This window comes from Streptomyces sp. NPDC044106, from assembly GCF_056433985.1.
The window spans coordinates 464,571-490,783 of sequence record NZ_JBWKFZ010000005.1 but is presented as its reverse complement, the minus strand read 5'-3'; the positions used below and the strand labels follow the sequence as shown (position 1 = coordinate 490,783).

General features: G+C 74.0%; 15 protein-coding genes. 10 read left to right on the top strand and 5 right to left on the bottom strand.

From position 1 onward, the window contains the following. Positions 1–90: 90 nt before the first annotated feature. Both phsA and cyc2 read right to left on the bottom strand, forming a co-directional pair. Positions 91–1,986: an O-aminophenol oxidase PhsA gene (gene phsA, locus AC07DI_RS11710; RefSeq protein WP_478903965.1), complete on the bottom strand. Its 1,896-nt coding sequence runs from the start codon at positions 1,984–1,986 to the stop codon at positions 91–93. 210 nt (positions 1,987–2,196) lie between these two features. Continuing rightward, positions 2,197–4,362: a germacradienol/geosmin synthase Cyc2 gene (gene cyc2, locus AC07DI_RS11705; protein ID WP_478903963.1), complete on the bottom strand. Its 2,166-nt coding sequence runs from the start codon at positions 4,360–4,362 to the stop codon at positions 2,197–2,199. A 215-nt stretch (positions 4,363–4,577) separates the two neighbouring features. Here cyc2 and AC07DI_RS11700 point away from each other — a divergent pair, with 215 nt between their 5' ends. The 10 genes from AC07DI_RS11700 to AC07DI_RS11655 are packed head-to-tail and all read left to right on the top strand — an operon-like array spanning position 4,578 to position 23,173. Continuing rightward, positions 4,578–5,063, top strand: a complete 486-nt coding sequence (locus AC07DI_RS11700) for a hypothetical protein (RefSeq protein ID WP_478903962.1) — start codon at positions 4,578–4,580, stop codon at positions 5,061–5,063. Positions 5,064–5,115: 52 nt separating this feature from the next. Further along, positions 5,116–7,935, top strand: a complete 2,820-nt coding sequence (locus tag AC07DI_RS11695; RefSeq protein ID WP_478903960.1) for a tetratricopeptide repeat protein — start codon at positions 5,116–5,118, stop codon at positions 7,933–7,935. Positions 7,936–7,939: 4 nt separating this feature from the next. Further along, positions 7,940–14,203 carry a CHAT domain-containing protein gene (locus AC07DI_RS11690; protein ID WP_478903959.1) on the top strand — a complete coding sequence of 2,088 codons (6,264 nt, stop codon included), beginning with the start codon at positions 7,940–7,942 and terminating at the stop codon, positions 14,201–14,203. Continuing rightward, positions 14,200–14,559 carry a hypothetical protein gene (locus AC07DI_RS11685; protein ID WP_478903958.1) on the top strand — a complete coding sequence of 120 codons (360 nt, stop codon included), beginning with the start codon at positions 14,200–14,202 and terminating at the stop codon, positions 14,557–14,559. Before AC07DI_RS11690 ends, AC07DI_RS11685 begins: the two co-directional genes overlap by 4 nt. Continuing rightward, entirely contained in the window at positions 14,552–14,992 is a 441-nt protein-coding gene (locus tag AC07DI_RS11680; protein WP_478903956.1) for a nucleotide exchange factor GrpE, read from the top strand. The genes AC07DI_RS11685 and AC07DI_RS11680 overlap by 8 nt, the downstream gene beginning before the upstream one ends. Continuing rightward, positions 14,989–17,130, top strand: a complete 2,142-nt coding sequence (locus tag AC07DI_RS11675; protein ID WP_478903955.1) for an Hsp70 family protein — start codon at positions 14,989–14,991, stop codon at positions 17,128–17,130. Before AC07DI_RS11680 ends, AC07DI_RS11675 begins: the two co-directional genes overlap by 4 nt. Then, positions 17,127–19,127, top strand: coding sequence for an Hsp70 family protein (locus AC07DI_RS11670; protein ID WP_478903954.1), 2,001 nt, complete (start codon positions 17,127–17,129; stop codon positions 19,125–19,127). The genes AC07DI_RS11675 and AC07DI_RS11670 overlap by 4 nt, the downstream gene beginning before the upstream one ends. A 54-nt stretch (positions 19,128–19,181) precedes the next feature. After that, a complete protein-coding gene (locus tag AC07DI_RS11665; RefSeq protein ID WP_478903952.1) occupies positions 19,182–20,561 on the top strand; it encodes a hypothetical protein in 1,380 nt (459 codons plus the stop codon). Beyond that, positions 20,558–21,052, top strand: a complete 495-nt coding sequence (locus AC07DI_RS11660; protein ID WP_384248559.1) for a hypothetical protein — start codon at positions 20,558–20,560, stop codon at positions 21,050–21,052. Before AC07DI_RS11665 ends, AC07DI_RS11660 begins: the two co-directional genes overlap by 4 nt. 3 nt (positions 21,053–21,055) lie before the next feature. After that, complete coding sequence (locus tag AC07DI_RS11655; RefSeq protein WP_478903951.1) at positions 21,056–23,173, top strand: hypothetical protein; 2,118 nt, start codon at positions 21,056–21,058, stop codon at positions 23,171–23,173. Here the strand turns inward: AC07DI_RS11655 and AC07DI_RS11650 are convergent. The 3 genes from AC07DI_RS11650 to AC07DI_RS11640 are packed head-to-tail and all read right to left on the bottom strand — an operon-like array spanning position 23,163 to position 26,079. Further along, positions 23,163–24,512 carry a protein kinase domain-containing protein gene (locus AC07DI_RS11650; protein WP_384248562.1) on the bottom strand — a complete coding sequence of 450 codons (1,350 nt, stop codon included), beginning with the start codon at positions 24,510–24,512 and terminating at the stop codon, positions 23,163–23,165. The two genes, AC07DI_RS11655 and AC07DI_RS11650, sit on opposite strands and share 11 nt — an antisense overlap. Beyond that, complete coding sequence (locus AC07DI_RS11645) at positions 24,506–25,423, bottom strand: protein phosphatase 2C domain-containing protein (protein WP_478903949.1); 918 nt, start codon at positions 25,421–25,423, stop codon at positions 24,506–24,508. Before AC07DI_RS11645 ends, AC07DI_RS11650 begins: the two co-directional genes overlap by 7 nt. Further along, a complete protein-coding gene (locus AC07DI_RS11640) occupies positions 25,420–26,079 on the bottom strand; it encodes a vWA domain-containing protein (protein WP_384248724.1) in 660 nt (219 codons plus the stop codon). The genes AC07DI_RS11645 and AC07DI_RS11640 overlap by 4 nt, the downstream gene beginning before the upstream one ends. Positions 26,080–26,213 lie beyond the last annotated feature (134 nt).

Below are 26,213 nucleotides of genomic sequence, written 5' to 3'. Positions count from 1 at the left end.
ACAGCACGGCCCATTCATCATCGGAGAGTTCATGACGGCGCACCACGGCAAACATGATCCATCACGCAAGACGATCTTTGAAGACGCCCCCTAGGCCGAGTGATCTCCGTGACCGCCATGGCCCGCGCCGTGGTCGAACTTCATGGCCTCCTCCGGCATCACCACGAAGGGCCGCATCATCCCCATGTCCTCGTGCTCCAGGAAGTGGCAGTGGTACATGAAGCGGCCGTACGCCCCCTCGAACTTGCCCATGACGCGCAGCATCTGGCCGCCCGGAACGCGGAAGACGTCCTTCCAGCCGCGCTCGTTCGGTGCCAGGGGGATCGGCCGCCGCGGGTCGACGGCGACCGGGGCGCGGGTGCCGCCGATCGTGACGTCGAAGCCCGATACGTCGTACGTGTCCCGGCCGAGGAGCTGGAAGTCCGCCAGGTGTACGTGCATGGGGTGGGTCACGGGCGGGTTCACGGCGAGGTTCAGGAAGGTCCACTGTTCGTGGCTGCCCTCGGCGATGGTGATGCCGAGGCCGTCGTTGAACGTGCGGGCGATCCGGCGGTACGTCGTGACCTTGCCGCCCGCGTCCCGCAGTTGGATGATCCCCTCGGTCGGGACCTGGATGTCGCCCGGCTTGTCGACCGCGGCCATCTCCCAGATCTCCGGGTGTCCGCCGCCGCCCTTGGTGGCGGGCGGGGTCAGCACGATCAGCCGGTGCCCGTGCTGAATGTCGTGCGTGATCGGCCGGAACGAGCCCGAGAGGATCTCCGGCAGTTCGAAGGTGTCCGGTTCGCCGCCCTCCCCCACCCGGAACTCCATGACCTGCGGATAGCGCACGTCGTTCGCCACGTCGGGCACTCCGGGTGCCTGGGCGCGCCCCTTGTTGACCAGCCGCAGTCGCTGCCCGGCCAGCTCCCGGAAGTCGATGAGGAGGTCCATGCGCTCGGCCGGCGCGACGGTGAGCGTCGGCAGTGCCCCTTCGAAGTCGACCGGCACGGGGCGCGGCAGGAGTCCGCCGTCGCTGCCTATCTGGTGGAGGACGCCCCGCACGGGGTTGTCGTCCTCGTCGATCAGGACCAGGTCGTAGATGCGCGCGTTCGACGCGTTGACCAGGCGGAAGCGGTACCAGGCCGGGTCCACGTCGGCGTACGGCCAGATGCGGCCGTTGACCGTGGTGTACGGGCCGGTGAAGGGCAGCGTGACGGGCTTGCCGGTCTCCGGGTTCTTCGGGTCGATGATGGTGGTCTTGTGCAGGAGGCGGCCGTTCAGCCGGCCGTCGCCCTCGTCCGTGTCGAGGTTCCGGTCGGCGATGAGCAGCGGGATCTCCCGCTCTCCGCAGGGGAGTTGGAGGGCGTACTCCTCGTCGTCCCGGACGAGGTAGCTGCCGTACAGGCCCGCCATCACGTTCCACCGGGTGATGTTCATGGCGTGGTCGTGGTACCACCACTGGACCGCCCGGTGGTCGTTCGGATACTCGGAGAGCTGGGCGTCGCCGTACCCTACGGCGTTGTCCGCCCAGCCGTCGTTGCCGCCGCCGGTCCTGGCGCCGTGCAGATGGGTCACCGCCCAGGCGGGGAGGGCCGCCACGTCCTTGTTCGGCTCGACGCCCGCGCGGCCGGGCACGGTGCTGGGCGGCGGGTCCTTCTGCGGGTCGCCCGGCGAGGCCTCGACGGCCGTGACGGGGAACTCGCCGTGCGGAATGCGGTTGGTCCAGGCGACGCGGATCCGCTGCCCGCGCCGTACCTCGATGGTGGGGCCCGGCACCGAGCCGTCATACCCCCACATCAGAGTGGGCGGCAGCTGCGGGTGCAGGCGCACCCAGGTCGGCCGCAGCGCGATCTCCGTCTCCTCGCGTACGTCCGAGGAGACGGGCCGCAGCACCGGCGGGACGGTCAACGGAGCGACGAAAGGGGCCAGTTCGTCCGCCCCTGACGCCCTCTCCCCCGCTCCGTCACCCGTCACTTCTTCCGCGATGCGCTCAATGATGTCGGTCACGATCGAACACCCCCGTGTTCATCCCCCGTGGCGCGGCCGGTCAGCAGCCGCCTTCACCAAAGAAGACTTCTGGCGCCCCGGCGAAGTTCCGCGAACCCTTCATTCCGGATGAAACCACTCGAAGGGTGCCCTCCGGTCGGTTCCCGCCAGAGCTTTCGCCTGGGATCCCATCAGGGCCCCCGTAAGGGCTCCTGCCAGCCGCTTCGCGGGTCAGCGCAGACCGGTGATCGCCGGCACCCTCGGCGCCCGGTCGGGCACGAAGCCGTGCGCGCGCCGGGCGAGGTCGTCCGCGCCGTAACGCCGGCATTCGCGGTGCCAGTTCACGATGCCCGCCATCCAGTTCCGCAGATCCTCGACGTAACCGTCCATGGTCGTCCGCGCCTCTGCCGACAGGCCGAAGTCGTCGTACAGCACGGGGAATTCGCGCTCCGCGACGAACTCGAACTGCCGCATGCGCTGCGTCGTCAGGTCGTGGACGACGCGCAGTGCCGCCGGATAGTCGCAGCCGAAGAAGTTCTGCACGACCAGGATGCCGTTGTGGATCTCGCCCTCGTACTCGATCTCCTTCTGGTACGAGAAGATGTCGTTCACGAGCATGCTGTAATCCATCGCGGCGTTCTCCAGGGACCGCACCGGGCCGCTCCGGTAGATCTCCGGCGGTACGGAAGGGCCGTGGCCCATCCTGCACAGGCTCATGGTGAGGTCGGAGCCGAAGGTGGCGCGGCGCATCTCCAGGTAGTCGACCGGGTCGGGAATGCGGTTGTTCAGCTGGTTGAAGACCTCCCACACCCAGCTCTCCGTCATGACCGTCACGGCCTGCCGCAGCGACTGCCGCTGCTCGGCGGTCATGTCGCGGGTCGTGCGCACCCAGAGGTCGACGAGGCCGCGCTCCATGGCGTTCACGGGCGCCTGGACGGGCTCGCCCTCCAGGGTGAGGCACGCGACGAGGCGCTCGGTGGAGAGTTTCGCGGCGGCGAGATCGCGGCGGTGGCCGAAGACCAGCGGGTAGTAGTCGTCGCCGTAGGTGCCCCAGGCCAGCCACTGCGAGCTGAGGTCGAGGGCCTCCTGGGTGCCGTCGGGGTCGATTCCCGCGGAGCACAGCGGCAGGTCGTAGGCGTCGAGCTTGTCCTCGTCCCAGACGCCTTCCGCGAGGATTCCCATCGCGTGCGCCCAGCCCGTGAGCTGCCGCCGCGCGGCGTCGAGGCCCGGATTGAGCCGCAGCCGGAACGGCATGTGGAGGTCGGGGATCCGGGAAGGGCCCACCTTCTGGAACGGCACGTGCGTGAAGGCGCGCAGCCGCTCCGCCCCGGCCGCCGACAACAGGGCCCCCACATCGGTACCGCGGGTACCGATGCCGGTGGGGCCCGCGAGCGGCGAGGTGTCGAGCGCGCCCTCGTTCATGTACCGGCTGGAGCGCAGGTGCCATTCGTGGCCGCCGGACTGCCAGTCCACAAGACCTTGCGCGTACGCCGCGACCGCCGCGGCCTCGGGTGCGGTGAGGCCCTTCTCCAGGGCGAGGGCGGGTACTTCGGTGACCGCCGTGTGCTCGAACTGGTGCAGCCGTGAGGTCAGGATGTCGTTGACGGTGTCGGCGGCCTCCTGGGTCGTACAGCCGAAGAAGGTCTCAAGGACGAGCACGCCGTTGCTCAGCTCGCCCTCGTCCTGGACCTCGCGCTGGTACGAGAAGAGGTCGTTCCGCAGGTGGACGCCGTCGGCGAACGTCTCCATGAGGACGCGCAGCGGCCTGGAACCGGCGACGGCGGCGGGCACCTCGGCGGTCGCGTACTCGATGAGACCCGCCGACCAGGGGGCGCCGCCCACCTTGCGGCGCATCTCGATGTACTCCACGGGGTTGGCGATCCGCCCCTTGTCGATGTTGGAGAGCTCCCACATCGACTCGTTCAGCAGGTGCTCCGTCGACTCCGCGAAACGGCGGCGCCAGTCCTTGGACATCGCGGGCACCGTGCGCGCCCACAGGTCGGCGAGGCCCGCCTCGACGGGGTTCCGTGCCTCGGGCACGGGGGTCGAGAGGTCCATCGGCATGAAGAGGGGCAGGCGGTCCAGGTGGGCCTTGCCCGCCGACCGGTCGGGCGTGCGTTTGTACATGTCCAGGAAGTGGTCGTCGAAGAAGAACACCCACACGTACCAGTCGGTGATCAGCGACAGCGCGGGGCCGTCGCAGTCGGGGTGGGTGTACGCGCACAACAGGCCGTAGTCGTGCGCGTCGAGGTCGCTCTGCTCCCAGATGCCGGAGCCCTCCAGCATGCCCATGTCACGGGCCCACTGTGCGGAGTGGGCCCGCGCCTCCTCCAGGTGGGGGTTCAGGCGCGCGACGTACGGCATGTAGAAGTGCGGCAGTTCGAACGGCTGCGTCATGGCCCGGCCCTACCCGGGGCGTTCAACCACCATCCGCGCAGGGGCACATGATCGCACCATCGCGTGAATCGGGGGCGCGCCGCGAATGGTGGGGGCGTGCGGGGGCAGGGGGGCGGCGCGGGCCCGCCCAGTCTGCGCTGAATCACCGGTTTCCCCGCGTACGCATGACTCGCGCCTCTAGGCTGCCGTGCACGCCCCCGGAAGGAAGCACCTCCATGACCGATGCGCCGCTGCGAGCGGAGCTGCTCCTGGACCAAGAGGTCCCCGAGCACCTGCGCCGGGAGCTGGTCGCCGCGTTCGACGGGCTCGGCGCCCCGCCGGTACGGGTCCGCCGCGCCCTCGACCACCGAGGGGCTGCCGACATCCCCTGGATTGTCCTGGCGTCGCTGCCCCTGCAGGCGTTCCTCAGCGGCCTCGGGGCGGAGGCGGTCAAGGACGCGTACGCATCGTTCAGGGGTGTCGTACGCCGGACTGCGCGGCCCGCGACGCCCGCTGATCCCGGCGCCGGGCGCTGCGGGGTGCGGCCGGTCGTGCTGCAGGACGCGGCGAGCGGGCTCGACGTCGTGCTGGAGCCCGACCTGCCCGCCGAGGCGTACGAACGGCTCGTCGCGCTGGACCTGACCGGGTTCGCGGTCGGGCCCGTGCACTACGACCGGGCTCAGGGACGCTGGCGTTCGGTCCCTGACGAGGTCGTCGGCTGACCGGCCGACAGGAGGACGCGGCGGGCCGGCCGCCGCGGATCGGGGGCTGACTGTGACTGTGCGGACCGCGAGTACGGACCTGACCCGTGCCGAAGAGGCGTGCGTCGACGGGGAGGCGGCTCTGGCACGGGGCGACACCGCCGAGGCGGAGAGCCGCTTCGGCGCGGCGCTGGCGCTGGTGGCGTCGGGGGTGGTGGTGTCGGGGGTGGTGACGCCCGATGCCGGGGGCGGGCCCGCGGAGGGGGCGGCCACTGGACAGGAGGGCGCTCGCGGTGGCGCCGAGGATGGTGACCCTCCGGCGGGGGACGGTGGCGCGCGCGTCGCCGCGCGGGCCCGGACCGGTGTGGGGCGGGTGCGGCTCGCCCGTGGGGAGGGCGAGGACGCCGAGGCGGAATTCGAACGGGCACGCGCGCTGCGGCCCGTGGCGGCGGGTCCGTTGCACTGGCTGGGCTGCGCGGCGGCACACCGCGGGGACCTCGCGGCGGCCGAGCGCCACCTCAGCGCGTCCCTCGCCTGCGCCGTCCCGCACCCTCGCAGCCTCGTCCAGCGCGCCTACGTCCGGGCCCGCGCGGGCGACCGGGACTCCGCGCTGAGCGATCTGCGCGCCGCGACCCGGGCCGGGCAGCTGGACGACGAGGCCCGCTGGGTCCTCGCGTCCCTGTCGGACCGCCCCGCGCGCGAGGTGGCCCTGCGGCTGCGCCGGGCGGCGCTCACCGCGCTGACGGATTCCGGTGGCCTGCTTGGAGGAAGGGGTGGGCGACAGGGTCCGGTGGGGCGGGAGCCGGGCCGCCCTGGATGGGAGCCGGGCCGCCCTGGATGGGAACCGGGCCGCCCTGGATGGGAGCCGGGCCGTTCTGGATGGGAGCGGGCCGGGGAGCTGATTGAAGCGGCGTGGCGTCTTGAAGTGGGTTCTGCGGGCGGTGACCTGCGGCGGGCCGAGGGTGGGGAGGTGTGCGGTGCCTCCCCGGGGGCCGGGGGTGGGGAGTCGAGCGGCAGCCCTCGCGGCGCTGCGGGCGCGGAGTCGCGCGGCGCCTCTCGTGAGATCGGGCCCGGAGGGGGCGTAGGCGCCGAGCGGGCGGTGGACACCGGCCGGGGGGACGGAGACGCGCCGCCCGCCGTCGACGCCGTGGAGCCGGTCGGCACCGCAGGTGCGGCGGAAGCCCGGCAACCAGGCGGCCCCGCGCGGCAGCCGGAAGCCCGGCCAGGGGCCGACGCGCCACGAGGGAGCGAACCCGCACAACCGGCCAACGCCCCACACCCGACCCCAGCCCCACACCCGACCCCAGACCCACAACCGGCCAACGCCCCACAGCCGACCCCAGACCCACGACCACCCCAAGCCACCCCACAAGCCACCTCCCAGCCCACCACCACCCACCACACCCCCGCCCGGCCCTACGCCCCCCTGCACGCCGTAGCCCTGCTGCACAGTCGACGGCGTGCCGTTGCCGTCTCCCTGCTCGGGCAAGCCGTACAGCACGACCCCACCGATCACCGAACCACCCACGCTCTTGCCCTTGCCCTCCTCAACTCTCCCTCACAGGGCAGCAGTTCATCCTGGGAGTCATGTGTCGGCGCCTGGGCCTCGCTCCTGCACGACGACCGGTTCTGGGAGCACGTGCTCGGTGCCGCCGCCCGGCGGTACGGCGTCACCGTGGACGCCGGTCTCGTGCCCGTCCTGCGCGCCGGGCTGCACGAGGTGCTGGTGCGCCGCATGCCGGGTGACGACGACGCCGGGACGCGCGTCGCGCCGGGGCCGCTGCTCCAGCGCGAGGCCGACGCCGCGAAACTGCTCGCGGCCGTCGGCGGTTTCCCGTCCGCCGGTCGCGGCGGTGCGCCGCTGGTGTGCGGGCCGCTGCGCATCGCGGAGTTGGGCAAGTCCGCGGAGTTCGGCGCCTTCGCGGCGGCACAGGACGCGGCGGACCCGGTGAACCCGGTGAACCCGGTGAACCCCACGAAACCTACGAACCCCACGAACCCGGCGTACGCCACGGATACGGCGCACCCGCCCGCCACCGCGCCCTCCCCCGCCGCCCTCACCTACGCCTTCTCCGAACTCGGCTTCGCCCAGATCCTGTTGGGACTCGACAAGCCCGCCGACGCCCTCGCTGCCCTCGGCGAGCTCCGCTGCCCCGACTGCCGGGCGCGCGGCGGCCCCGGGGCGGCCGCCGTGTGCGAACCGGGTTGCGCGCGTTTCGACGAGTTGAACCCCGGCTACGCCGGACTCCCCCACAAACACCGCAGGCTCTCCCTCGACGCGCGCGGCCTCGCCTTGGAGGCGCGCCTCCGCATGGGCCGCGCCGCGCTGATCGCCGCCCGGCCGGACTTCGCGGCGGCCGCCACGTACTGGCGCCGCGCACTGGTGCACAGCAGGGAGATCGACCGGTACCGCGAGACCCAGTCCGCCATCGTCGGCATGGCACTCGGCGCGGCGCGCGCGGCGCACCGCGAAGGCCGGCTCAGCCACGCCGTGGCCACCCTCGACGCGACCCGCTCCGTCATCGGCGCCAACGAACGGGCTCGCCTGGAAGGCCAGTTGGCCCGCGTCCTCGCCGACCGCGGGATCTCCGTGGCCAACGACGGAGAGGCGTCGTTCGACCAGCCCGCCGCGGACCTGCGCCGCTCCGTCGCCTTCAACCCGCACCTCCTGCGCGCCCAGGTCAGCCTCGGCATCGTGCTCCGCTCCCTCGCCGCGACCCGCTGGACCTCCGGCAGCCTGTCGGGCGCGCGGACGACCCTGCGCGAGGCCATCGACCAACTGACCGCCGCCCTCGCCCACTTCCCCGACGACCCCGACCTCGAGGAGCAGCGGGAAGCCGCGGTCGCCGACCTCAACCACGTCATGTGGCAGCCCGACGAGAGCGAGCAGTGAGGCCGTGCTCGCCTACGAGGAACTGCGCATCCGGGTCCGCCGCGTCGGCGCGGCCCGCTATCTGCTGGCCGCCAACGGCCCGGCGTGCGGAGCCGAGGTGATCGCGGTCGGCGCTGAGCCCGCGGCGTTCCGTGAGCAGTGGGACCGGCTGATCACGGCGGAGCTCGGGCTCGGCCCGATGGGCGAGCAGCACACCGTGCCCCAGCTGCGGGATCTGGGACGCGGCGTGTTCCGGCTGCTGTTCGGGGGCGACGACGGGGAACCGGCGACGAAGGACGCCGCCGAGGGGGGCGGCACACGGGGAGAGGGACTGGGACGTGGAGAGGACGCGGACGCGGACGCGGACAAGCAAGGCGCCCGGGTCGGCGCGTGCGTCGAGGCCGCGTTCGACCGCGCCCAGCGGATGCGTCCGGCGCGCGGGCTGCGGATCCGCTTCGATCTGCCGCCCGAACTGCGCGACCTCCCCCTGGAGACGCTGTGCGCGCCGCCCGGCAGCCCGCAGCAGACGCTCGCACTCAACCACGGCTATTCGCTTGCCCGTTCGCTCCCCGGAGGGTCGCTGGGGCAGCGGCTGCCGGAAGCCGCCGACGAGCCCAGTGTGATCCGCCTCCTGGTGGCCTGCGCGTCACCCCGCGGCCTTGCCCCGTTGCGGGTAGCCGAAGAAGTGGCCGCGCTCCGCCAGGACCTTCCCGAAGTGGCCGTACAACTCACGGTGTTGGAGCGGACGACACGGGCACGTCTCGACGCGGCGCTCGGCACGCACTCCGAGCTGCCGACAGCCGTGCTGCTGATCGCGCACGGGTCGTACGACGAGGAGATCGGCAAGGGCGTGGTGGCGCTTGAGACGGGGAGCGGTGGCGTCGACCGGGTGCCCGCGGATCTGCTCAGCGCGACTCTGCTGAACGCACGGAGGCTCAGGCTCGTAGTGCTCAACCTCTGCTCCGGGGCGGACAGTTCGCACCTGGAGCCGTTCTCCGGGATCGCGCAGGCCCTGATCGGTGGCGGTGTGCCCGCCGTGGTGGCGATGCGGGGGCGGGTCAGTGACGTGTCGGCGGGCGCGTTCAGCCCCGAGCTGCTGAAGGGCATCGCGGCCAACAAGAGCGTCGACGAGGCGATGGCCGCCGCGCGGCTGCGCATCTACCACCAGCCGGAGCACACGGCCGTGGAGTGGGCGACGCCCGCGCTGTTCCTGCACGAGGGGTGCAGGCAGGGCTGGTTGTTCAAGGCGCGCGAGGTGCGGGACGACGAGTTCGGGGCGGGCGCGGTGGCGGATCCGCTGCGGGAGGGCGCGGACGCGCTGCGGACCTTCCAGAGCCCCGTCGGCCACGTCGGCTCTGCCGTCCTGATCGGCGCGGCCCGCTTCCAGCGCGACCTCGGGCACTGGGAGCAGGTGCAGGGGATCCTGCGGACGCCGACCCAGATCTACGCCGATGAGCAGCGGTACATGCGGGCCGAGGCGGCCTTCGAGCAGGCCTGGCCGGAGCTGGAGAAGCTGTGCGGGCTGCTCGCCGGGGAGCGTGACGCGGCGGGCGCGCGGGCACAGCTCGCCGTGGTGCGGTCGCGGCTGCCGGGCCCGGCGGCCGAGGCGCTCGCGTCGGAGGTCGAGGGGCTGAGCAGGGTCGCCGCGCTCGTCGAGGAGGCGCGGGCCGCCGAGGCGGTGGCCGACTGGACGACGGCCATCGGCCGTTACGAGGAGGTGCTCGCCGCCAGGCCCGGCGGGCTGCGGGACGTGTCCGAGCGGCTCGCGGTGGCGCGCGACGAGCTGCATGTGGCGCGGACGTGCGAGTCCGCGGAGCGGGCGCGGCGGGCGGGCGACTGGGGCACGGCAGCCCGGGCGTACGCCGCCGTCCTCGCGCTGCGCCCCGGCCACGGTACGGCGAAGGCCTGGGGCACCTATGTGGGCGGGCGGGCCGCCGAGGCGAGTGGGGACTGGCGGGCCGCGGAGTCCGCGTACGCCGCCTGCGCCGAGCTCGACGACGCGGTGGCCCGGGGGGCGTACGCGCGGGGGCGGGTGGCCGCGGAGGCCGGGGCGTGGGCCGCGGCGCGGGACGCCTTCGCGCAGGCCGGACCCGGCTGCCGTGCGTGGCAGGGGTACGCCGCGGGGCGGGCGGCCGAGGCGGCGGAGCTGTGGGGCGCGGCGGCGGAGGACTACGCGGTGGCCGACGGCTTCCTGGACAGTGCGGTACGCCTCTTGTACGCGCGCGGCCGGTGCGCGGCCGAGGCGGGCCGCTTCACCGAGGCGCTGACGGATCTGGCGGCGGCGGCCGAGCGGGACTGGGACACCGAACCGTTCCTCGGCGATCTGCGGTACCGCGTGTACGGGGTGGCGCGGGCCGCCGTGGAAGCGGGCGACTGGCCGACGGCGCTCACTCAACTGGCCCCGCTGCCGGAGGACTTCCGGCAGGCGCGGGCTCTGAGGCGTTACTCGGAGGGCCAGTTGGCGGCTGTCGCGGGTGACTGGAGCGCGGCGGCGGAGGCGTTCGGGGAGTGCGGGGTGGCGGCCGGGTGCGCCGTCGCGGGTGACACCGGGCCCCCGAGGAGCGAGGGGAACGGGCTTCGGCCCGGGGACGGCGGGGGCGGGGCGCGGGCAGAGGTGGGCGTTGCGGCGCCGGGCGGGGAGCGGGTGCGGGGCGGACCCGACGCGGTCGGCGCCTCGGCAGGCAACGGTGGACCACCGGACCACGGCCGCGCGCCGCGCGGCCCCGCCGTACCCGGCGCGCGAACACCGGACCCCGCCGGGCAACGGAGGCCGGACGCACCGGGAACACCCCGTGCGACCACCGAGAACGGCATGCCGCCCGACGAAGAGCACGCCTCATACCGACCGGACGCACCCCACCCGCAAACGCAGAACGGCGGACCACCCGACCACGAACGCGCGCCGCGCGGCCCCGCCGTACCCGGCGCGCGAGCAGCGGCCGACAGAGCGGCGGTCGCAACAGACGGTGCCCCGAACCGCGGCCGGGCCCCGGATGCGCCCAGCGGTCCGCCGGACCACGTGCCCGCCGACGCCGGTGACCTGTGCGCGTACTCCCGCGCGCGTCTGTGTCAGGCCGAGCAGCGGTGGGACGGCGCGCACGCACTGTTCGCCGGACTGCCGTCCGAGCTGCTCGACGTGGCCGACCAGGTGCTGTACTCCCGCGGGCGGGCCGCCGACGCGCGAGGCGAGTGGAACGGCGTCATCGACGGTTTCGGGCGGCTGCCCGACACGTACGCGGACGGCGAGGTGGGCGTCCGGCGCCTGTACGCACGCGCGCGCGTGGCCGCCGATCTGCGCGGCGACTGGGCGGCGGTCCTCAGCCTCCTCACCGGCGTACCCGACGCGGCCCGCGAGGGCGCGGTGGCCGCGCTCCGCCGCAAGGCCGAGGGCCGCCGGGCGGAGGAGAACGGCGACTGGGCGGCGGCGTGCGAGATCCACGGCCGCGCCTTCCCGTGCGGCCCGCCGGAACCTGCCGCCGCGACGCCGGATGCCACGACCCCGGACGGCCCCCACTCCGGGTCCGGCGCGGTATCCGCAGGAGCCGAAGCCCCCAGCACCCCCTCAACCGAAACCCCCGACCCCGAACCCCTCCACCTCTACCTCTACGCCCTCGCCCGCACCCACGAGCTGGCCGGGGAGTGGCGGGACGCGGTGCGGGTCTACGGGGCGATGGACGACGGCTGGGCCGATGTCGGTGTCCGGCTGCGGTACGTGCGGGCGCGGCTCGACGAGGAGGAGGCCGGGGACGGCGCGGCGTGGCAGCGTGTCGCCGACGCCTACGCGGCGCTGGAGGGGGACGGCGTGCCGGGCGTGGACGTCGCCGCGCGGGGGCGGTACGCGCGCGTGCGGGCCGCCGAGGCCGACGCGGACTGGGCCGGTGTGGCCGCCGAGGCCGACGCCCTGGGGACGCACCGTGACGCGCCCGCCGTGGCGGCGTACGCACGCGGCCGTCTCGCCGACGCGCACCAGGAGTGGCAGCGGGCCGCCGACGCCTTCCGGCAGTGTCCGGGGCACCGGGACGCCGACGCCCATCTGGCGTACGCGGAGGGGCGGTTGCTGGAGGCGGCCGGGCGGTGGAGCGCCGCTGTCGCCGCGTACGAGAGGGCGGGCGGCGCGCTCGACCGGGCCGACGTGCGGTGCCGCAGGCTGCGGCGGCTGATCGGTCTGCTGCCCTGGGCGGACGGGTTGACCGGCGCTCCGCTGGTCGCCGATCCCTTCGCCGTACGGGACCAGACATTCCCCTACCTCGCCCTGCGGGACGCGGGTGTCGACCCCGGCGCCTCCATGGACGCGGTCAAGAACGCCTCGTACGCCCTGCTCGAACGCGGCGCCATGTCGTGGCACGAGCGCGTCGCCCTGGAGCGGCTGCGGCTGCCGGGGCGGCGCCTCCAGCTCGACGCCCTGCTCTACCGCTGGCACTCCCCCGACGCGCTGCGCGCCGCACTCGCCGAGCTGTCGCCGGACGAGGACCCCGGCCTCCTCGACGCGCTGTGCGAACGCTCCCCGCAGGACGCGCCGTTGCTGCTGCTCCTCGCCCGGGACCGGGAGGCGGCCGCCGCCGAGTGGGAGCGGCGGCTCAGGGAGGCGCCCGGCGACATGGCCGTGCTGCACGGGCTCGCCGCCGCCCGGCTGTGGCAGGCGCAGGAGCTGGAGCAGAGCGGGGCGTGGGAGCACGCGGTACGGGCCTGGGAGTCGGCGCTCGCGTACTGGGCGACGCTGCTCAGCGACGACGAGTACTGGGACGGCTGGCGCGCCGAACGCGCCGCCGCCTACCGGCGCGATCTGACCCACGACGACATGGCGTCCCTGCGCTGGGAGCTCAGCCAGCACCTCTTCAGTCTCATGTCGGCGTACGAGCAGCGGCACACCGAGCAGGACCGGCCCCAACAGGCCGCCTCCTACCAGGCGTTGGCGGCGCTCCTGGAGTCCGAGCTGGGCGGCGCGCGCGTCCTCAAGGACGTGGGCGGCCTGCCGTCCGTGCCGGGCGCGGGCGCCACGCTGGCCTGCGGGCCGCGTTACCTGCGGCTGCTCGCCCTTCAGGAGCCGCTCGCCGAGCTCGCCGCGGGCCTGGACGCGGCGGCGCAGCAGGGCAAGGAGCCCGGCGAGTATCCGGTACGCGAACTGCGCTGGGCGTTCTCGGAGTTGGCCCAAAGCTTCGCCCTCTCCGAAGTACGCAAGTTCGAGGCCGCGCTGCGCTCCCTGCCCGCCTTCCGCACCCTGATCACGCTGCCGGACGACTGCGCGGGACCCGCCTCGCGGGCGGAGCACACCGGGGAGTGCCACCACTGCCGGGACTTCCTGCGGCGCAACCCCGCCTACGTCCGCCTCCCCCGGCGCCACGCGCGCCTTCTCCAGGACGGTGTCGAGCTCGCCGTGCACGTCCGCCTTGCACTCGCAAGGACGGCGCTGACCCGCGGCGACGGCGGCCTCGACGAGGCGCTGACGCAGTGGCAGGAGCTGGTACGGGTCTCCCGCAACGCCGGGATGCAGGCCCGCTCGAAGAAGGCCGTGATCCGCACCGTGCTCGGCCGCGTGGAGGCGCTCACCGACGAGGAGGGCCTCCAGCTCGGCCCCAGCCTGGACGAGGCGGTCACGCTCGTCGAGTCGGTCGTCGCCGCCCTGCACCCGCTCGACCGCGAGCTGCTGAGCCAACTGCACGCGAAACTGTCGGCGTTGCTGTCCATGCGCGGCGTGTGGCGCGGTTACACGCGCACCAAGCACGGCATGCGCTCCGACATGCCGGGCGCCGAGGCCGACCTGCGCCGGGCCCTCGCCCTGAACCCGGAGTCGAGCCACGCCCGCGACAATCTCGCGCGGGCCCTCGTCTTCACCCTCGACGAGCGGACGTACGAGGTGCCCGGGCGGCTGAAGCTGCTCCACGAAGCGCTCGGCCTCCTCGACGTGGGCCTGGGGCAGGCGCTGACGCACCGCTACCGCGAGACGCTCGGCGAGGCCCTCGACGAGATGGAGAAGCTCCTCACCCGGCATCTCGGCGTCGAGGGCATGGGCGACCTGATCCGCAGCGACGGACAGGAGACCCCGCCCGGCGACGACGAACTGCCCGCGTGGGCGGCCGAGTTGACCGGCAGGGCGGAGCGGGCGCTGCTCGGCGGCGACATCCTGTGGGCCCTGCACCACCTGATCCGCGCCACCCGCGCGGAGCCCACCGACAGCCGGATCAGACAGGCCCTGCTCGGCGCGGCGCAACGCTGGCTCGCCGAACTCGCCATCGGGACCGAGGCAGTGACCGGAGCACACGAGAACGAAGAAGGAGGCAGCGTCGCGTGATCGAGGACCCTTCCGGGGGACCCACCCCCTACGAAGTGCTCGCCCCGGCGGGCGTCACCCCCTGGACGTCCCACAAGGACATGCAGGACGTGTCCTTCGAGCTGCTGGCCCGGCATCTGATGACGCCCGTCACCCAGCAGGCGTGGGACGAGCTGCGCGGCGTGCGCCGCAGGCTGCTCAACGACCTGCTCATGTACGACGTGGACCTGGCGGCCGAACTGCCGCCGGCAGCCGCGGACGTCGATCGCGCGCTGGCCGCCGAGCCCCCTTCGCGGGCCCCGGCGCAGGACCCGTCCGGCCCCCTCCCCGAAGCCACCGCACGCCTCCTCGACGACCTGATCCGGTTCGATGTCTGACCCGGCGGCCCGGCTCGCCTACGAGCAGTACGAGCACGCCCGCGCGCTGGCCGCCCGCGACGCCGCCCACCGGGCGCTCACCGAACGGCTGTTGCTGCGCTGCGCCGACGTCCTGGACTCCTTCGACCGGCTCCTCGCCGACGGCGCGGCGAGCGATGTGGAGACGTATCGCGGAAGCATGGCACTGATCGCCGGGCAGTTGGAGAGGGACTTGGCCGAGGAGGGGCTCGAACGCGTCGGGCACGTCGGGGAGCGGGCCGAACCCGCCACGCACCACATCGCCGACGTGCGCCCCGCGCCGCCCGGCACGGACGGCGACGAGGTCCTGGAGGTCGTGCGGCGCGGGTATCGGTACCGGGGGCAAGTGCTGCGCGCCGCCCGGGTGGTCGTCGCCGTCGACGGCGGCACGGAGCAAGGGACGGAACGGGAATGAAGGCCATCGGCATCGACCTCGGCACCACCAACAGCGCGGTCGCCGCCCACGACCCGCACCGCGCGGGCATCGCGGTGCTGACCAACAGCAAGGGCGAGCGGCTGACACCGTCCGTCGTCGGCCTCGTGCACCGCGAAGGCAAGGACCAGCCGCTGGTCGGCGAGGACGCGCTGAACTGGGCGGTCAGGCAGCCCAAGGAGACCGTCGTCTCGGTGAAGCGCCTGATGGGCCGCGACCTCGCCGACACGCCGGTGGTGCAGGCGCGCGACCGGATGAGTTACGACATCGTGGCGGGCCCCGACGACGACCCGCGCGCGTACGTGCTGCTCGGCGGGCGTGCCCGCACTCCCGCGGAGATTTCGAGCGTGATCCTGGACAAGCTGGTCAGGGACGCCTCGCGGGTGCTCGGCGAACCCGTGACGCACGCCGTGATCACGGTGCCCGCCTACTTCAGGGACGCGCAGCGCGCCGCCACGCGCGAGGCCGCGGAGAAGGCGGGCCTGGTGGTGAAGAAGATCGTCGACGAGCCGACGGCTGCCGCGGTCGCCTTCGGCCTGCACAAGCCGGGCGGCGAGCGCAGCCGGGTGCTCGTCTACGACCTGGGCGGCGGCACCTTCGACATCTCGATCCTGAACACGGTCAAGGACAAGGAGGGCAGAAGCCAGTTCCAGGTCCTGCGGGCGGCCGGGGACATCTGGCTGGGCGGGGACGACTTCGACCTGGCGATCGTGGAGCGGATCATCACGTGGATGCGGGAGGAGCACCACGTGGACCCGGCCGGCGACAAGGCGTTCCTGTTCCAGGCGAAGAAGGCCGCCGAGCGCGCGAAGCGGGAGCTGAACGACCTGCCCGAGACGTACATCGTGATCCCGGCCGCGTACCGCAGCGAGAACGGCGTCCTTGACGTCGAGATGAAGCTGACGCGCGGCGAGTTCCAGGCGATGATCGCGCCTCTGGTCTCGCGGACCATGAGCCTGGTGCAGGAGTCCCTGGCCCGCTACGAACTCTCCACGGACGACATCTCCGACGTGCTCCTGGTGGGCGGCGGCACCCTCACGCGGCCCGTGTACGAGGCGGTCGAGGCGTTCTTCGGCGCGGGCAAGGTCCGCAGGAACATCAACCCCATGGAGTGTGTCGCGTTCGGCGCGGGGGTGCTCGCGGAGACGCTGAGCGGCGTCGAGTGCTCGGATCCGGAGTGCGCCAAGGTCAACGAGTACGGGGCGGAGGCCTGCACGGCCTGTGGCCGCAGCCTGGCCGACGGGCGCTCCAAGGGCAGGACAGGGCTGTACGAGTCGACGCCGATGGCGATGGGCATCGCCGCGATCAAGGGCAGCCAGCGCGACGTGTTCGTCGAGATCATCGAGGCGGGCTCGCCCTATCCGCTCTCCGAGCCCCGCAGGCGGACGTTCCACGCGACGGACAGCCGCCGCATCCGGGTGCCGGTCTACGAGGGCGACAGCAAGGTGGCGAGCGAGAACCACGAGCAGGGCGTGGTCGAGTTCGAGCTGCCGCAGGAGATCGAGATCAACCGCCAGGTGGACGTCTCCTTCAACTACTCGGAGGACCGGATCATCACGGTGAGGATCTCCGTGCGCGGCACGGACATGACCCTGGAGGCCACCCCCAACCGGGAGAAGCCGCGCACCCCGCCCCCGGAACCGGTCGAGGAGCTGGACAGCGCGGTGCTGCGCGAGCAGCTCGGCTACGCGGAGCGGGAGGCCGACCACTTCATGAGGCGGTACGGGCCCTACATCGAGCCGGTGCAGGCGATGAAGGTGCGCCGCGACATCGAGCAGGCGCAGCGGGCGGCGGCGATGGGCGACAGCGGCGAGTACAAGCGGCTGACCGAGCTGCTGCTCGACGACATGTACCGGCAGTGCGGCCTGGCGAGCCAGTTCCGGCAGGCGGAGCTCGCCTCGGAGGGCGCGCCGCCCGACACGGTCCGGCAGATCAACGAGGCGGTCGAGTACGTCAAACAGGCCCACCGGCAGGGCAACCGGGTGCAGACCGCCCAGCAGGCCCGCAACCTCGTGAACCTGGTGGCGGTCGCCCAGTCCGAACGGGCCGTGCCGACGCTGCCCGACAGGCCCGACTACGAGGGCATCCTGCGGTTCTCCGAAGATGCGGCGGGCGGATGACGCAGACCCGGCAGGACGGCCGGACCGTGCTGGGGGCGGCGCCCGTCAGCCTCGGCATCGACTTCGGCGCCACGGGCATCCGCGCGCTCCACGCGCTGCCGGACCGGCCGGGGCGGCGCCTGGCGCCGGAGTGGGGCGACGGGCCGTGGCTGCTGTGCGAGCCGGCCGAGGTGGGCGAACTGCCGGTGACGTTCCCGAGCCTCAAGAGCCGTCTCGGCAGCGGGCGTCCTGTGCACCTCGGCGGAAAGCCGGTCGACGCGGACCGGATCGTGGCGCGCCTGCTGCGGTCGGTGCGGGAGCGCGTGGAGGCGGCCGCGCCGGGGCGCGTGACCCAGACGGTGATCAGCGTGCCCGCGCACTTCGGTTCGGCGCAGCGGGCGGCGCTGCGGGACGCGGCGCACGGGGCGGGCCTCGAACCCACGCGGCTGATCAGCGACTCCATGGCCGCGGTGATCGGCCACATGACGGAGCGGGACAGCGGCACGTGCCTGGTCTACGGCATGGGGTACGAGGGGTTCGAGCTGGGCCTGATCCGCAGTGTGCGCGGGCACTTCCGCTCGCTCGGCTACGAGGGCGGGGCGACGTCGGGGGGGCGCGCGTTCGACGCGGAGACGCTGTCGTCGGCGGTCCGGCTGCTGCGCAGGAACCGGGGCGCGGGCTCGGTCACCGGGGTGGACGCGTCGGTGTGGCAGGACTTGCGCGCGCGGGGGCAGGAGGCGCGGGAGGCGCTCGGGGCGCCGGGCGGCCCCTCGGCGGCGGTGCTCGACCTGGAGCTCGGCGGCGGGCCCGCGCTGTGGGTACGGTTCGCGCGGCCCGATCTCGACACGTATCTGGAGCGCCATGTGGGCCGCACCCTGGACCGGGCGCAGGCGCTGCTCGACCAGTCGGGCATGACGTCGTCGGACGTCGACACGCTGCTGCTCGTGGGGGGCAACACCCTGATGGAGCAGGTCCGTTCGCGTCTTGCCGGGCTCGGCAGGCGGAGCGTGCAGGCGCCGCCCGAACTGCTCGCGCTCGGCGCGCTGAAACACGCGGTGCGGCTGGCGGGCGGCGCGGCCTCCTCCGGTCCCGCCGCCCTGGAGGAGGGCCCGCTGGAGCCGGACGCGTCGGCCCACGACACCCTCTCCGACGCCCCGCCGCTCACGGCGACGCTGGTGGTCGGGGAGGAGCGGGAGCCGGGGGGCGTACGGGGCGGGGACCGGGTGGAGACGGGTGTACGGGAGGGGGGCGCCGCGCGTGATCCGCGTGTCGACGCCGGCATGGGTCCCGTACGGGACCCACGGGTCGCGCACGACGGCGCCGGGGTCCGCGACGTGGAGCGGGCGCGGTGGCTCGTCCGGGAGGGGCGGCAGGGGGAGGCCGCGACGCTTCTGCGCGACGTCATCGCCGAGGCCACGGAACTCCTCGACGCCCTGGACCGCCCCGCGCCCCCGCCCGACCACCCACCGTCCGGCCACGCCCCGCCCGGTCCCCTGACGACGGGAACCGTCCCGCCCCAGCAGGACGGTCCCGCCACCGCACCGGCCCTCGACCCCGCCTCGCTGCACCGGCTCGCCCGCGCGCAGACCCTGCTCTCCCTCGGCCGGTACGAGCACGCCGTGCAGGCCGCGCACCGCGCCTGGCAGGATGCGGCGACGCGGCCGACGGGGGCCGACATGCTGGACGCGATGATCGACGTGCACTGTGCGGCCGCGATGGCCGACATGGCGCCCGAGCACTTCGCCGACGCCGAGCGGTGGCTCAACTGCGCGTACAACCACGATCCGACGAACGTACGAGTGCGCGGCCTCCTCGCCGAGCGCACCTTCCGGCATGCCGTGGAACTCGACCGGCGCGGGGAGCGGGATGAGGCGATTGAGACCTTGCGGAAGTGCCTGACATGGGACCCTGAACACGTCGACGCGGAAACGCTGTTGCGGCGACTGAACCGCGACGGCAGGAACCGCCGCGGCAGGGGGGACGTCCTCGGGCAGAGGCCCCTCGATCCGCCCCCGTAGGCACCCCGCGACAAAGCCCGGGGACGCGTCCCGCAAAGCCAGGGAGGGAACCGCTTGACGCCCGCACAACTGCTCGACAAGGCCCTGATCGTCAAGGAGCTGCGGCGCCTCGCGGGCCTGCCCGCGCTGGCGCCGCGCTCCGCCGAACTGACCGTCCTCCACCAGGACCTCGCCGGGTCCAACCAGCTCGACCGGTGGGCGGAGATCGACCTCGTCCGGGCCTACGTACGCCCCGAGAGCGTCCGGGCGGCCACCGGCCGGGCGCCGGGACGGCACGACCGGCTCCTCGAGGCGGCTCTCGGGGTGCTGGTCTTCGTGCCGCTCCTGATCACCTGGTTCGGCCTGCGGGAGGCCGTGCGCGCGTACGGGGAGCTCGCCAAGGACGATCCCAAGGAATCGACGCGCCCCTTCCTGCAACTGTGGCAGTCGGGTTTCGGAGGGCATCTGTCGGCGTTCGGGCGCTTCGAGAACGTCGCGCTGATGGCGGTCGTCCTGATCGCCCTGCTCGTCGCGCTGTCCGTGTGGCACGGGCGCGTACGGGTACGCACCGAACGCCACGAGGAGACACAGGACGCGGACGAGGACCGGCTCCTCGCGGAGCTCGCGTCGGTGCTCACCCGCACCCAGATGCTGCTCGCCCCGCACCGCGCCGCCTCCCCGCAGCAGTTCACCGCGCAGCTCACGAAGGCCGCGCAGACGATGCAGCTGGTGACCCACAAGGCGGAGCAGAGCCACAAGGCGCTCAACGACGCCACGACCTGCGTGGGTCAGGCCGTCAACGCGCTCAGCCAGGCGACGCGGGCCCTCACGACGGAGGTGCCGAAGCTCGGTGACGCGGCCCACCGCATCGACACCTCCCTGCGCGTCGGCACGACGGAGACCGTCAAGGCGGGCCGGGCCAACGCGGACGCGGCCCGCGGGATCGCCGATCACGTCAAGTCGGCGGGCAACACCGTCGAGGCCTCGCTCAAGGCCCTCATCGCGGCCCAGCAGTCGCTCGTCGTGAAGTCCGAGTCGGTGGCGAGGGCGACCGAACTGGCGTCGCAGGCCCTGGTGTCGAGCACCGGCCGCACCGGCGAGGCGGTGGAGGGCATGCGCGAGGCCACGGAGCGGTGGGACGCGGCCGCGGCCCACTGGCAGGACGCCGCGGCCCGTCTCGACGCCCGCATGGACGCGCTGGCGGGCGCGCTCGCCCCGAACGGGAACGGGGCTTACGGGACGAACGGCGGTACGCACGGGTACGCGTACAGCAGCCGCCTTCCCGATGGCAGGGCCGCCAACGGGGGCCCGAACGAGGGGAGTTCCGTCCCCGGGCCGAGCCGCCCCGTCGACCCGCCGGTGGATCCCGCACCCGACACCCCGCTCGATACCCCGCTCGATCCGCCGACGACCCGGCTGCCGCCACCCGCTCCGAGGGGCGGAGGCGCCGCGTGAGCCGAGGCCGGCGTCTGCGGCGGCGCGGCGGACGGCTCGGGATCGTCGTGCTCGCGGGGTGGCTCTTCGCCGATCTGCTGCTCGTGCTCGCACTGGTGTCGATGGGCGACCGCCCGGACCCGAGGGCCGACGACCGCCACGACAAGCCCACGCCGTCGAAGAGCGGTCCGCCCACCCCCACCCCGGTCGGGCCGCGCTCCGTGGACCGCCACCCGCAGGAGTTCGAGGTGGCGGGCGACGACAAGGGCGACATCGTCGAGCAGATCTCGAAGGACACCCGCAAGTGGCCGGGCCGCGAGGCGGCGCTCGTCCTCACCTTCGGCGGCAGCCCGAACGGCAACGCCTACGCCCACCGCGTCAACGGCCTGCTCGGCAGGGCCCGCCCCGAGATGTTCACCAGGAAGACGGCCACTGACGACTACCACAGCCTCGGCAGGCCCGCGGAGACCGCCGTGGTCCGTGTGTACTTCTACACGGCCCCGGGCGACTGAGCCATGGCGGTCCTGCGCCCCGGCGAAGACCCGGGAACGCGCGGCGCCCACGTGCCGCCGCCCGTCCTGCCCCGCTGCCCCGGCATGCGCGGGTATACCCAACTCCACGAAGCGCTACGGCAGTTGCGCTTCCGACACGCGGCGGACGTGCTGCGCGCGCCGGCCCCCGCCCCCGCCCACGACTCCGTCTTCGGGACGCTGCCGAGGGCCACCACGGACGACGGCTTCCGGATCCTCGACGGGCTCTGGTTCCCGGGCCGCGGCGGCATCTGGCACCGCGTCGACCTCGCGTTCGTCCGGCGGGCGCGCGGTCAGTGGCTGTCCTCGTCGGACCCGCGCGCCGACACGGCGGCGGCCCTGGTGGACACGCTGGAGACCCTGGTGCGGGACGACGCGATGGGGCTGCGGCGCCTGGTCCTGTGGGAGCTCTGCTGTCTGCTCAGGGACGGCGGCGAACGGCCCGGCGAGGCCGAGGCCACCGCCCTCGGCGTGCACCGCGCCGACGCGGGCCCGCTCGCCGCCGCCGTCGCCGCGGGCTTCCCCGTGAACGGCCCGGCCCGGCACGCCGCCGAGACCCTCAACGACATCTGGCCCGGGGTGCGGCTGCGCGAGGCCGAGCGGACCATGGCCCGGCTGCCGCGCGCCTCGGAGTACCCGGACGGGCCGGACGACCACCGCCTCGCCGCACTCGTCGACGCCGTCCGCGCGCGGTCCGCCGAGGTCACCCGGCTCACCGCGGAGGGCGCCGCGGCCGAGGCCACCGGCGCGCCGCGCACCGCCACCGGCGCCTGGCTCGCCGCGCTCCGCCTGGCCGCGGACGACCCGGACGCCCGGACGGGCCTGCTGCGGGCGGCCACCCTGCTCGCCGACAGCTCCCAGGCCCCGCCGGGTTCGGCGGTGGCGGCCGTGGCCGAGGAGCGTGCCGTACGCCTGGCCTGGTGCGCGCCGCCGCGCCGCGCGGACGGCGTCTCGTACCGCGTCCTGCGCTTCCCCGACGGCGCCCCGCACCTGGCGGCCGAGACGGTCGCGGCAGGGAGCGACCTCGGCGCCGTCGACGCGGACGCGCCCGTCGGCCGCTCCCTCCGGTACGCCGTAGTCCCGCTGCGCCGGGGCCGCGTCGCCGGCGTCCCGCGCGTCAGTGCCCCCGTGCTGCTCACCCCGGTCGTCACGGAACTGCGCGGCACCGTCGTGCCCGGCGGGGTGCGGCTGAGCTGGCGGCCCGATCCTGCGGCGGCCGAGGTGCGGGTGACCCGGTCGGGCACCCGGGAGGACACCGACGGCTGGGGCGGGTCCTCGCTCGTACGGGTGGACTGCGAGCTCGACCGGCTGCTCGACGTGCCGCTGGCGCCGGGAACGTACACGTACGAGGTGCGCTGCGGCTACCGCGACCCGGACGGCGACCTGGTGTGGTCCCGCGGGGTGACGGTCGCCGCCCGCGCCGAGCGGTGGCCCTCGCCGGTGGAGGAGCTCACCGTGCGCCGGCACGCGGACGGCGGGCGGGTCACCATCGCGTGGCGGCCCCCGCAGCTCGGCGACGGCCTGCTCCTGCCGTGGACCGGGAGCCCGGTCGCACCGGGCACGGACGTCTCCGGGCTCGTCGGCCGGGCGGACCGGATCCCGGCGACCGCGTCGGGCACCGAAGCGTGCGCCGAGCTGCTGCCGCCGCCCCGGCAGCGGGTCCGGGTGACGGCGGTGAGCGTCCTCGGCGAGCGGGCCGTCTCCGGACCGAGCGTCGTCATCGAACACCCGGCGGCCATCGGCCGTCTGACGGTACGTCGGGTTGCCGACGACCGGGCCGAGCTGTACTTCGACTGGCCGGAGCCCGCCGTCCTGGTGCGCGCGGCGTGGACCGACGGGCAGCGCGGCGGCGAACGGCGGGTGGCCCGCAGCGCGCACCGCGCGGAACGCGTCGTCGTTCTCCCGGTGTCCGCCGGGGAGTGCGTCGTCACCGTGACGCCGCTGCCCCGCCCCGACGCCGTGGCGATCGGCACGGAACCGGCCCGCGCGGTCCTGCCCGCGGCGCCTTTGCCACCGCCGCCGCCCGCGCCGACGTGGTGGCGGGCGTGGTGGTGGCGGCGCCGACGCCGCCGCCGACGCCCCTTCCCCGCCCCTACTCCTTGACCACGGCCTCCGTCCCGCCGCCGAACTCGATCAGCAGACCCGACCGCAGCGCGATCGTCTTGCCCGGGTCGACGTCGCGCACCGTCCCGTCGTCCTTGCGCGCCGTCCACACGGACCCGGTGCGGTTGGTGAGGCCGAACCTGCCGCGCTGCTGCGGGTGTTCGGTCACCTCGCCGACCACGGCGGAGAAGTCGTGCCGGTCGGGGTCCTCGCGCAGGTGGTGGGCGTAGACGCGGGCGCTCGGGGCGAGCCGGATGCCGCGCCTGGTGCGGAGCGTGCCGGTGCCGGTGACCAGTTCCAGGCGGGGCGGCAGCGTCAGGACGGTGCGGCACTTCCAGCAGGGCGGAGGCGCGCCGTCGGGCTGTGTCAGGTTCTGCTTGCCGCACACGGCGCACTGGGTGATGGCGTCGAGGACCTGGCTGAGCGCGTCGCGCCACTGCGACTCGCGCACCCGCAGCTTGGGGCTGCGCAGGCCGTCCGTGAACGTCCGGATGAACAGGTCGCGCAGGATCTGCGGCAGCGCGCCCCAGGTCGCCTCGACCGTCGGCTGCTCGCCGGGCACCGGACGGTTGCGGGTGTCGGCCGGATCGTAGACGAAGACCGGGTCGGTGCCGTACAGGCGGCGTTTGGCGGCCTCGTCCATGCAGCGGATGTTGAGCGCGAGGGCGCCGTTGAACGGGTGGTCGTTCATCAGGAGCAGGAATAGCAGCACGGCCAGGGAGTGCAGGTCGCTCTGGGTGCCGGGCTGTGTGCCCTTGTCGCCCCGGACCAGCTCCGGCGCCATGAAGTCCATGGTGCCCGCGACGGCGGCCTCGGCACCCTCGACCACCGCGTTGTCGTTGTCGCAGACCAGGACGGAGCCGTCGCCCGGGTCGAAGAAGATGTTGCCCCAGTTGATGTCGCGGTAGGCGATGCCGCGGGAGTGCAGGGCGCGGTAGGCCTCGACGGTGTGCAGCGCCACGGTCACCAGGGTGCGCATCGTCGCGGAGGCCACGGAGGGGTCGCGGCGGAACAGCGCGGGCAGATCGCGGAAGCGTGCGGGGCGTACGTCCATGAGGTAGCCGAAGCCGGGCTGCTCGCCCTCGGGGTCCATCACGATGGCGGTGGGCCACAGGAAGCGGGGGTCGTCCCAGCCCTTGGCGATGAGGCCTTCGAGGATCTCCCGCTGGCGGGCGTCGGCGAGCTGGGGGTAGTACCACTTCACCGCCCGGTCGCCGGTGGGGGTCTGGACCCGGTAGACCTCGCCCTGGCCGCCGGAGCCGAAGAGCTCCGCGACCTTCAGCGTCTCCCCCGACTCGGCCACCAGGGTCTTTCCGGCGGCGAGCATGCCGTTCACCATTCTGTTCCTCTCTGCCCTTGACGTTCGTCGCTGCGTTTTGAGGACACCGTTATGGCGCCCACGAGGGTGGTGTCGTCCCCGGAGAACTTGGCGGCCCGCCGCAGCCAGTCCGGGAGCTGGGCCTGTACCGCCGCCACGCCCTGTCCGGCGGCGCGGCTGCCGAGGCCGGTGGCGAAGTCCAGGAAACCCTGGTGGTCGGCGAAGCTCTTGGAGAGCCCGTCGGTGGACAGCAGTACGCACGGTGGCGCGCCGCCGGTGAAGGGCTGCCAGTGCAGGCGCATCTTGCGCCAGGGTTCGGGCTCGCAGAGCGAGTCGGTCTCGTCACCCATGTCGGGTCCGGTGGAGAGCGGGGTGTGCGGGGTACCGCCGCCGTCCACGAGCACGAGGTCACCGTCACCCAACTGCCAGCAGAACAGCATGTGTTCGGTGAGTACGGCGCCGATGAGGGTGCTGCCGTAGGCGGCGAGGTCGGGCCGCGGGCGTTCCGGGGTCCCGGAGTGCGCCGCCCGGAGCAGTCCGCGGGCGCCGTGCGCGGGCGAGCTGGCGTCGTACCACCGGGCGCGTTCGTGCCAGCGGTGGCCCACCTGCTGCGGCAGGCGGCGCGCCTCCTCGCGCAGCACGGGCCATCCCGCGGCGTCGTCCCCGACGCGCGCCGCCTCGTGGGCGAACGCCCGCGCGCACGCCGTGAACTCCTCGACCGCCCACTGCGCCCCGAGGTCGCTGCGGAAGTGCGCGGCGCTGCCGTGCCCGTCGGCGACCGCGAGGACGACCGCGTGGCCCCCGGCGGCGGGCAGCGCCGCGCTGCGGTCCTGGCTGTACCTCTTCGCCACGCCCTTGACCGCGCCGTCGAGCAGCGCCCACGGCGCGGCCGGCGCCGGGCCCGGTTCGGTCGTCTCCTCAAGGCCGGTCACCAGATGTCGTCTTCGCCCTTGGTCAGCGACGGGACGTCGATCGGCGTCGTGGGCTTGGTGCCGTCGTCGAGCTTCGGGGTGGAGGCGTTGGTGACGACCGCGGTGGACATCCAGCGGATGGCGGCGGCGAGCTGGCGGGGGTTCTTCGCCTGGAGGGGCTCCAGTTCGGGGTTGCCGAGGAACTCCTTGAGCATGCTCTTGTCCGCGTCGTCGCCGATGGCCACCGCGACGCGCACGGCGCGCTTGCCCCACGGCGTGTTGTCGATGGCACGCAGCCCCGCCCGCCAGTCGTCGGTGGGCTGCCCGTCGGAGGCGAGGGCGAGCACCGGGGGCAGGGCGCGCTGCGGCATCGGCGGGGTCTGCAGGGCGCCCGCCGCGAGCTTGAAGGCGGCGCCCATGTCCGTGCCGCCGTAGATGTGCACGTCCTCCCAGGAGAACTGGTCCACCGGGGTGGGCGCGCCGACGTGCCAGCTGGCACCGCTGGCGAAGGTGATGGCGCGCACGAGGAGGGAGGCAGCGGGGTTGGACTGGGCGGCCTGCTGCATTTCGGGGATGGCCTCGCGGATGGCGAAGTTGAGTTCGCCGATCTTGCCGTTGACGCCCATGGACCCCGAACAGTCGAGCATCCAGATGAAGTGCACGGGGCGGCTCGCCATACTGCCGCCGGGGAAGTTGTCGACGACGGTCTCGCTGGTGTCGCTCACGCTGGTCCTTTCGTGGAGTGAGAGGGATTGGTGGGGCGGCGGGGCCGCCGCGGGCGGCCGGTCCGCGCTCGCCGCGGGGTGGTGCA

Bases quoted from the DNA above. Each gene is read 5' to 3' on its own strand.
- cyc2 (WP_478903963.1), bottom strand. From the start codon at position 4,362: ATGACGCAGCCGTTCGAACTGCCGCACTTCTACATGCCGTACGTCGCG.
- AC07DI_RS11700 (WP_478903962.1), top strand. From the start codon at position 4,578: ATGACCGATGCGCCGCTGCGAGCGGAGCTGCTCCTGGACCAAGAGGTC.
- AC07DI_RS11680 (WP_478903956.1), top strand. From the start codon at position 14,552: ATGTCTGACCCGGCGGCCCGGCTCGCCTACGAGCAGTACGAGCACGCC.
- AC07DI_RS11675 (WP_478903955.1), top strand. From the start codon at position 14,989: ATGAAGGCCATCGGCATCGACCTCGGCACCACCAACAGCGCGGTCGCC.
- AC07DI_RS11670 (WP_478903954.1), top strand. From the start codon at position 17,127: ATGACGCAGACCCGGCAGGACGGCCGGACCGTGCTGGGGGCGGCGCCC.
- AC07DI_RS11655 (WP_478903951.1), top strand. From the start codon at position 21,056: ATGGCGGTCCTGCGCCCCGGCGAAGACCCGGGAACGCGCGGCGCCCAC.
- AC07DI_RS11650 (WP_384248562.1), bottom strand. From the start codon at position 24,512: ATGGTGAACGGCATGCTCGCCGCCGGAAAGACCCTGGTGGCCGAGTCG.
- AC07DI_RS11640 (WP_384248724.1), bottom strand. From the start codon at position 26,079: ATGGCGAGCCGCCCCGTGCACTTCATCTGGATGCTCGACTGTTCGGGG.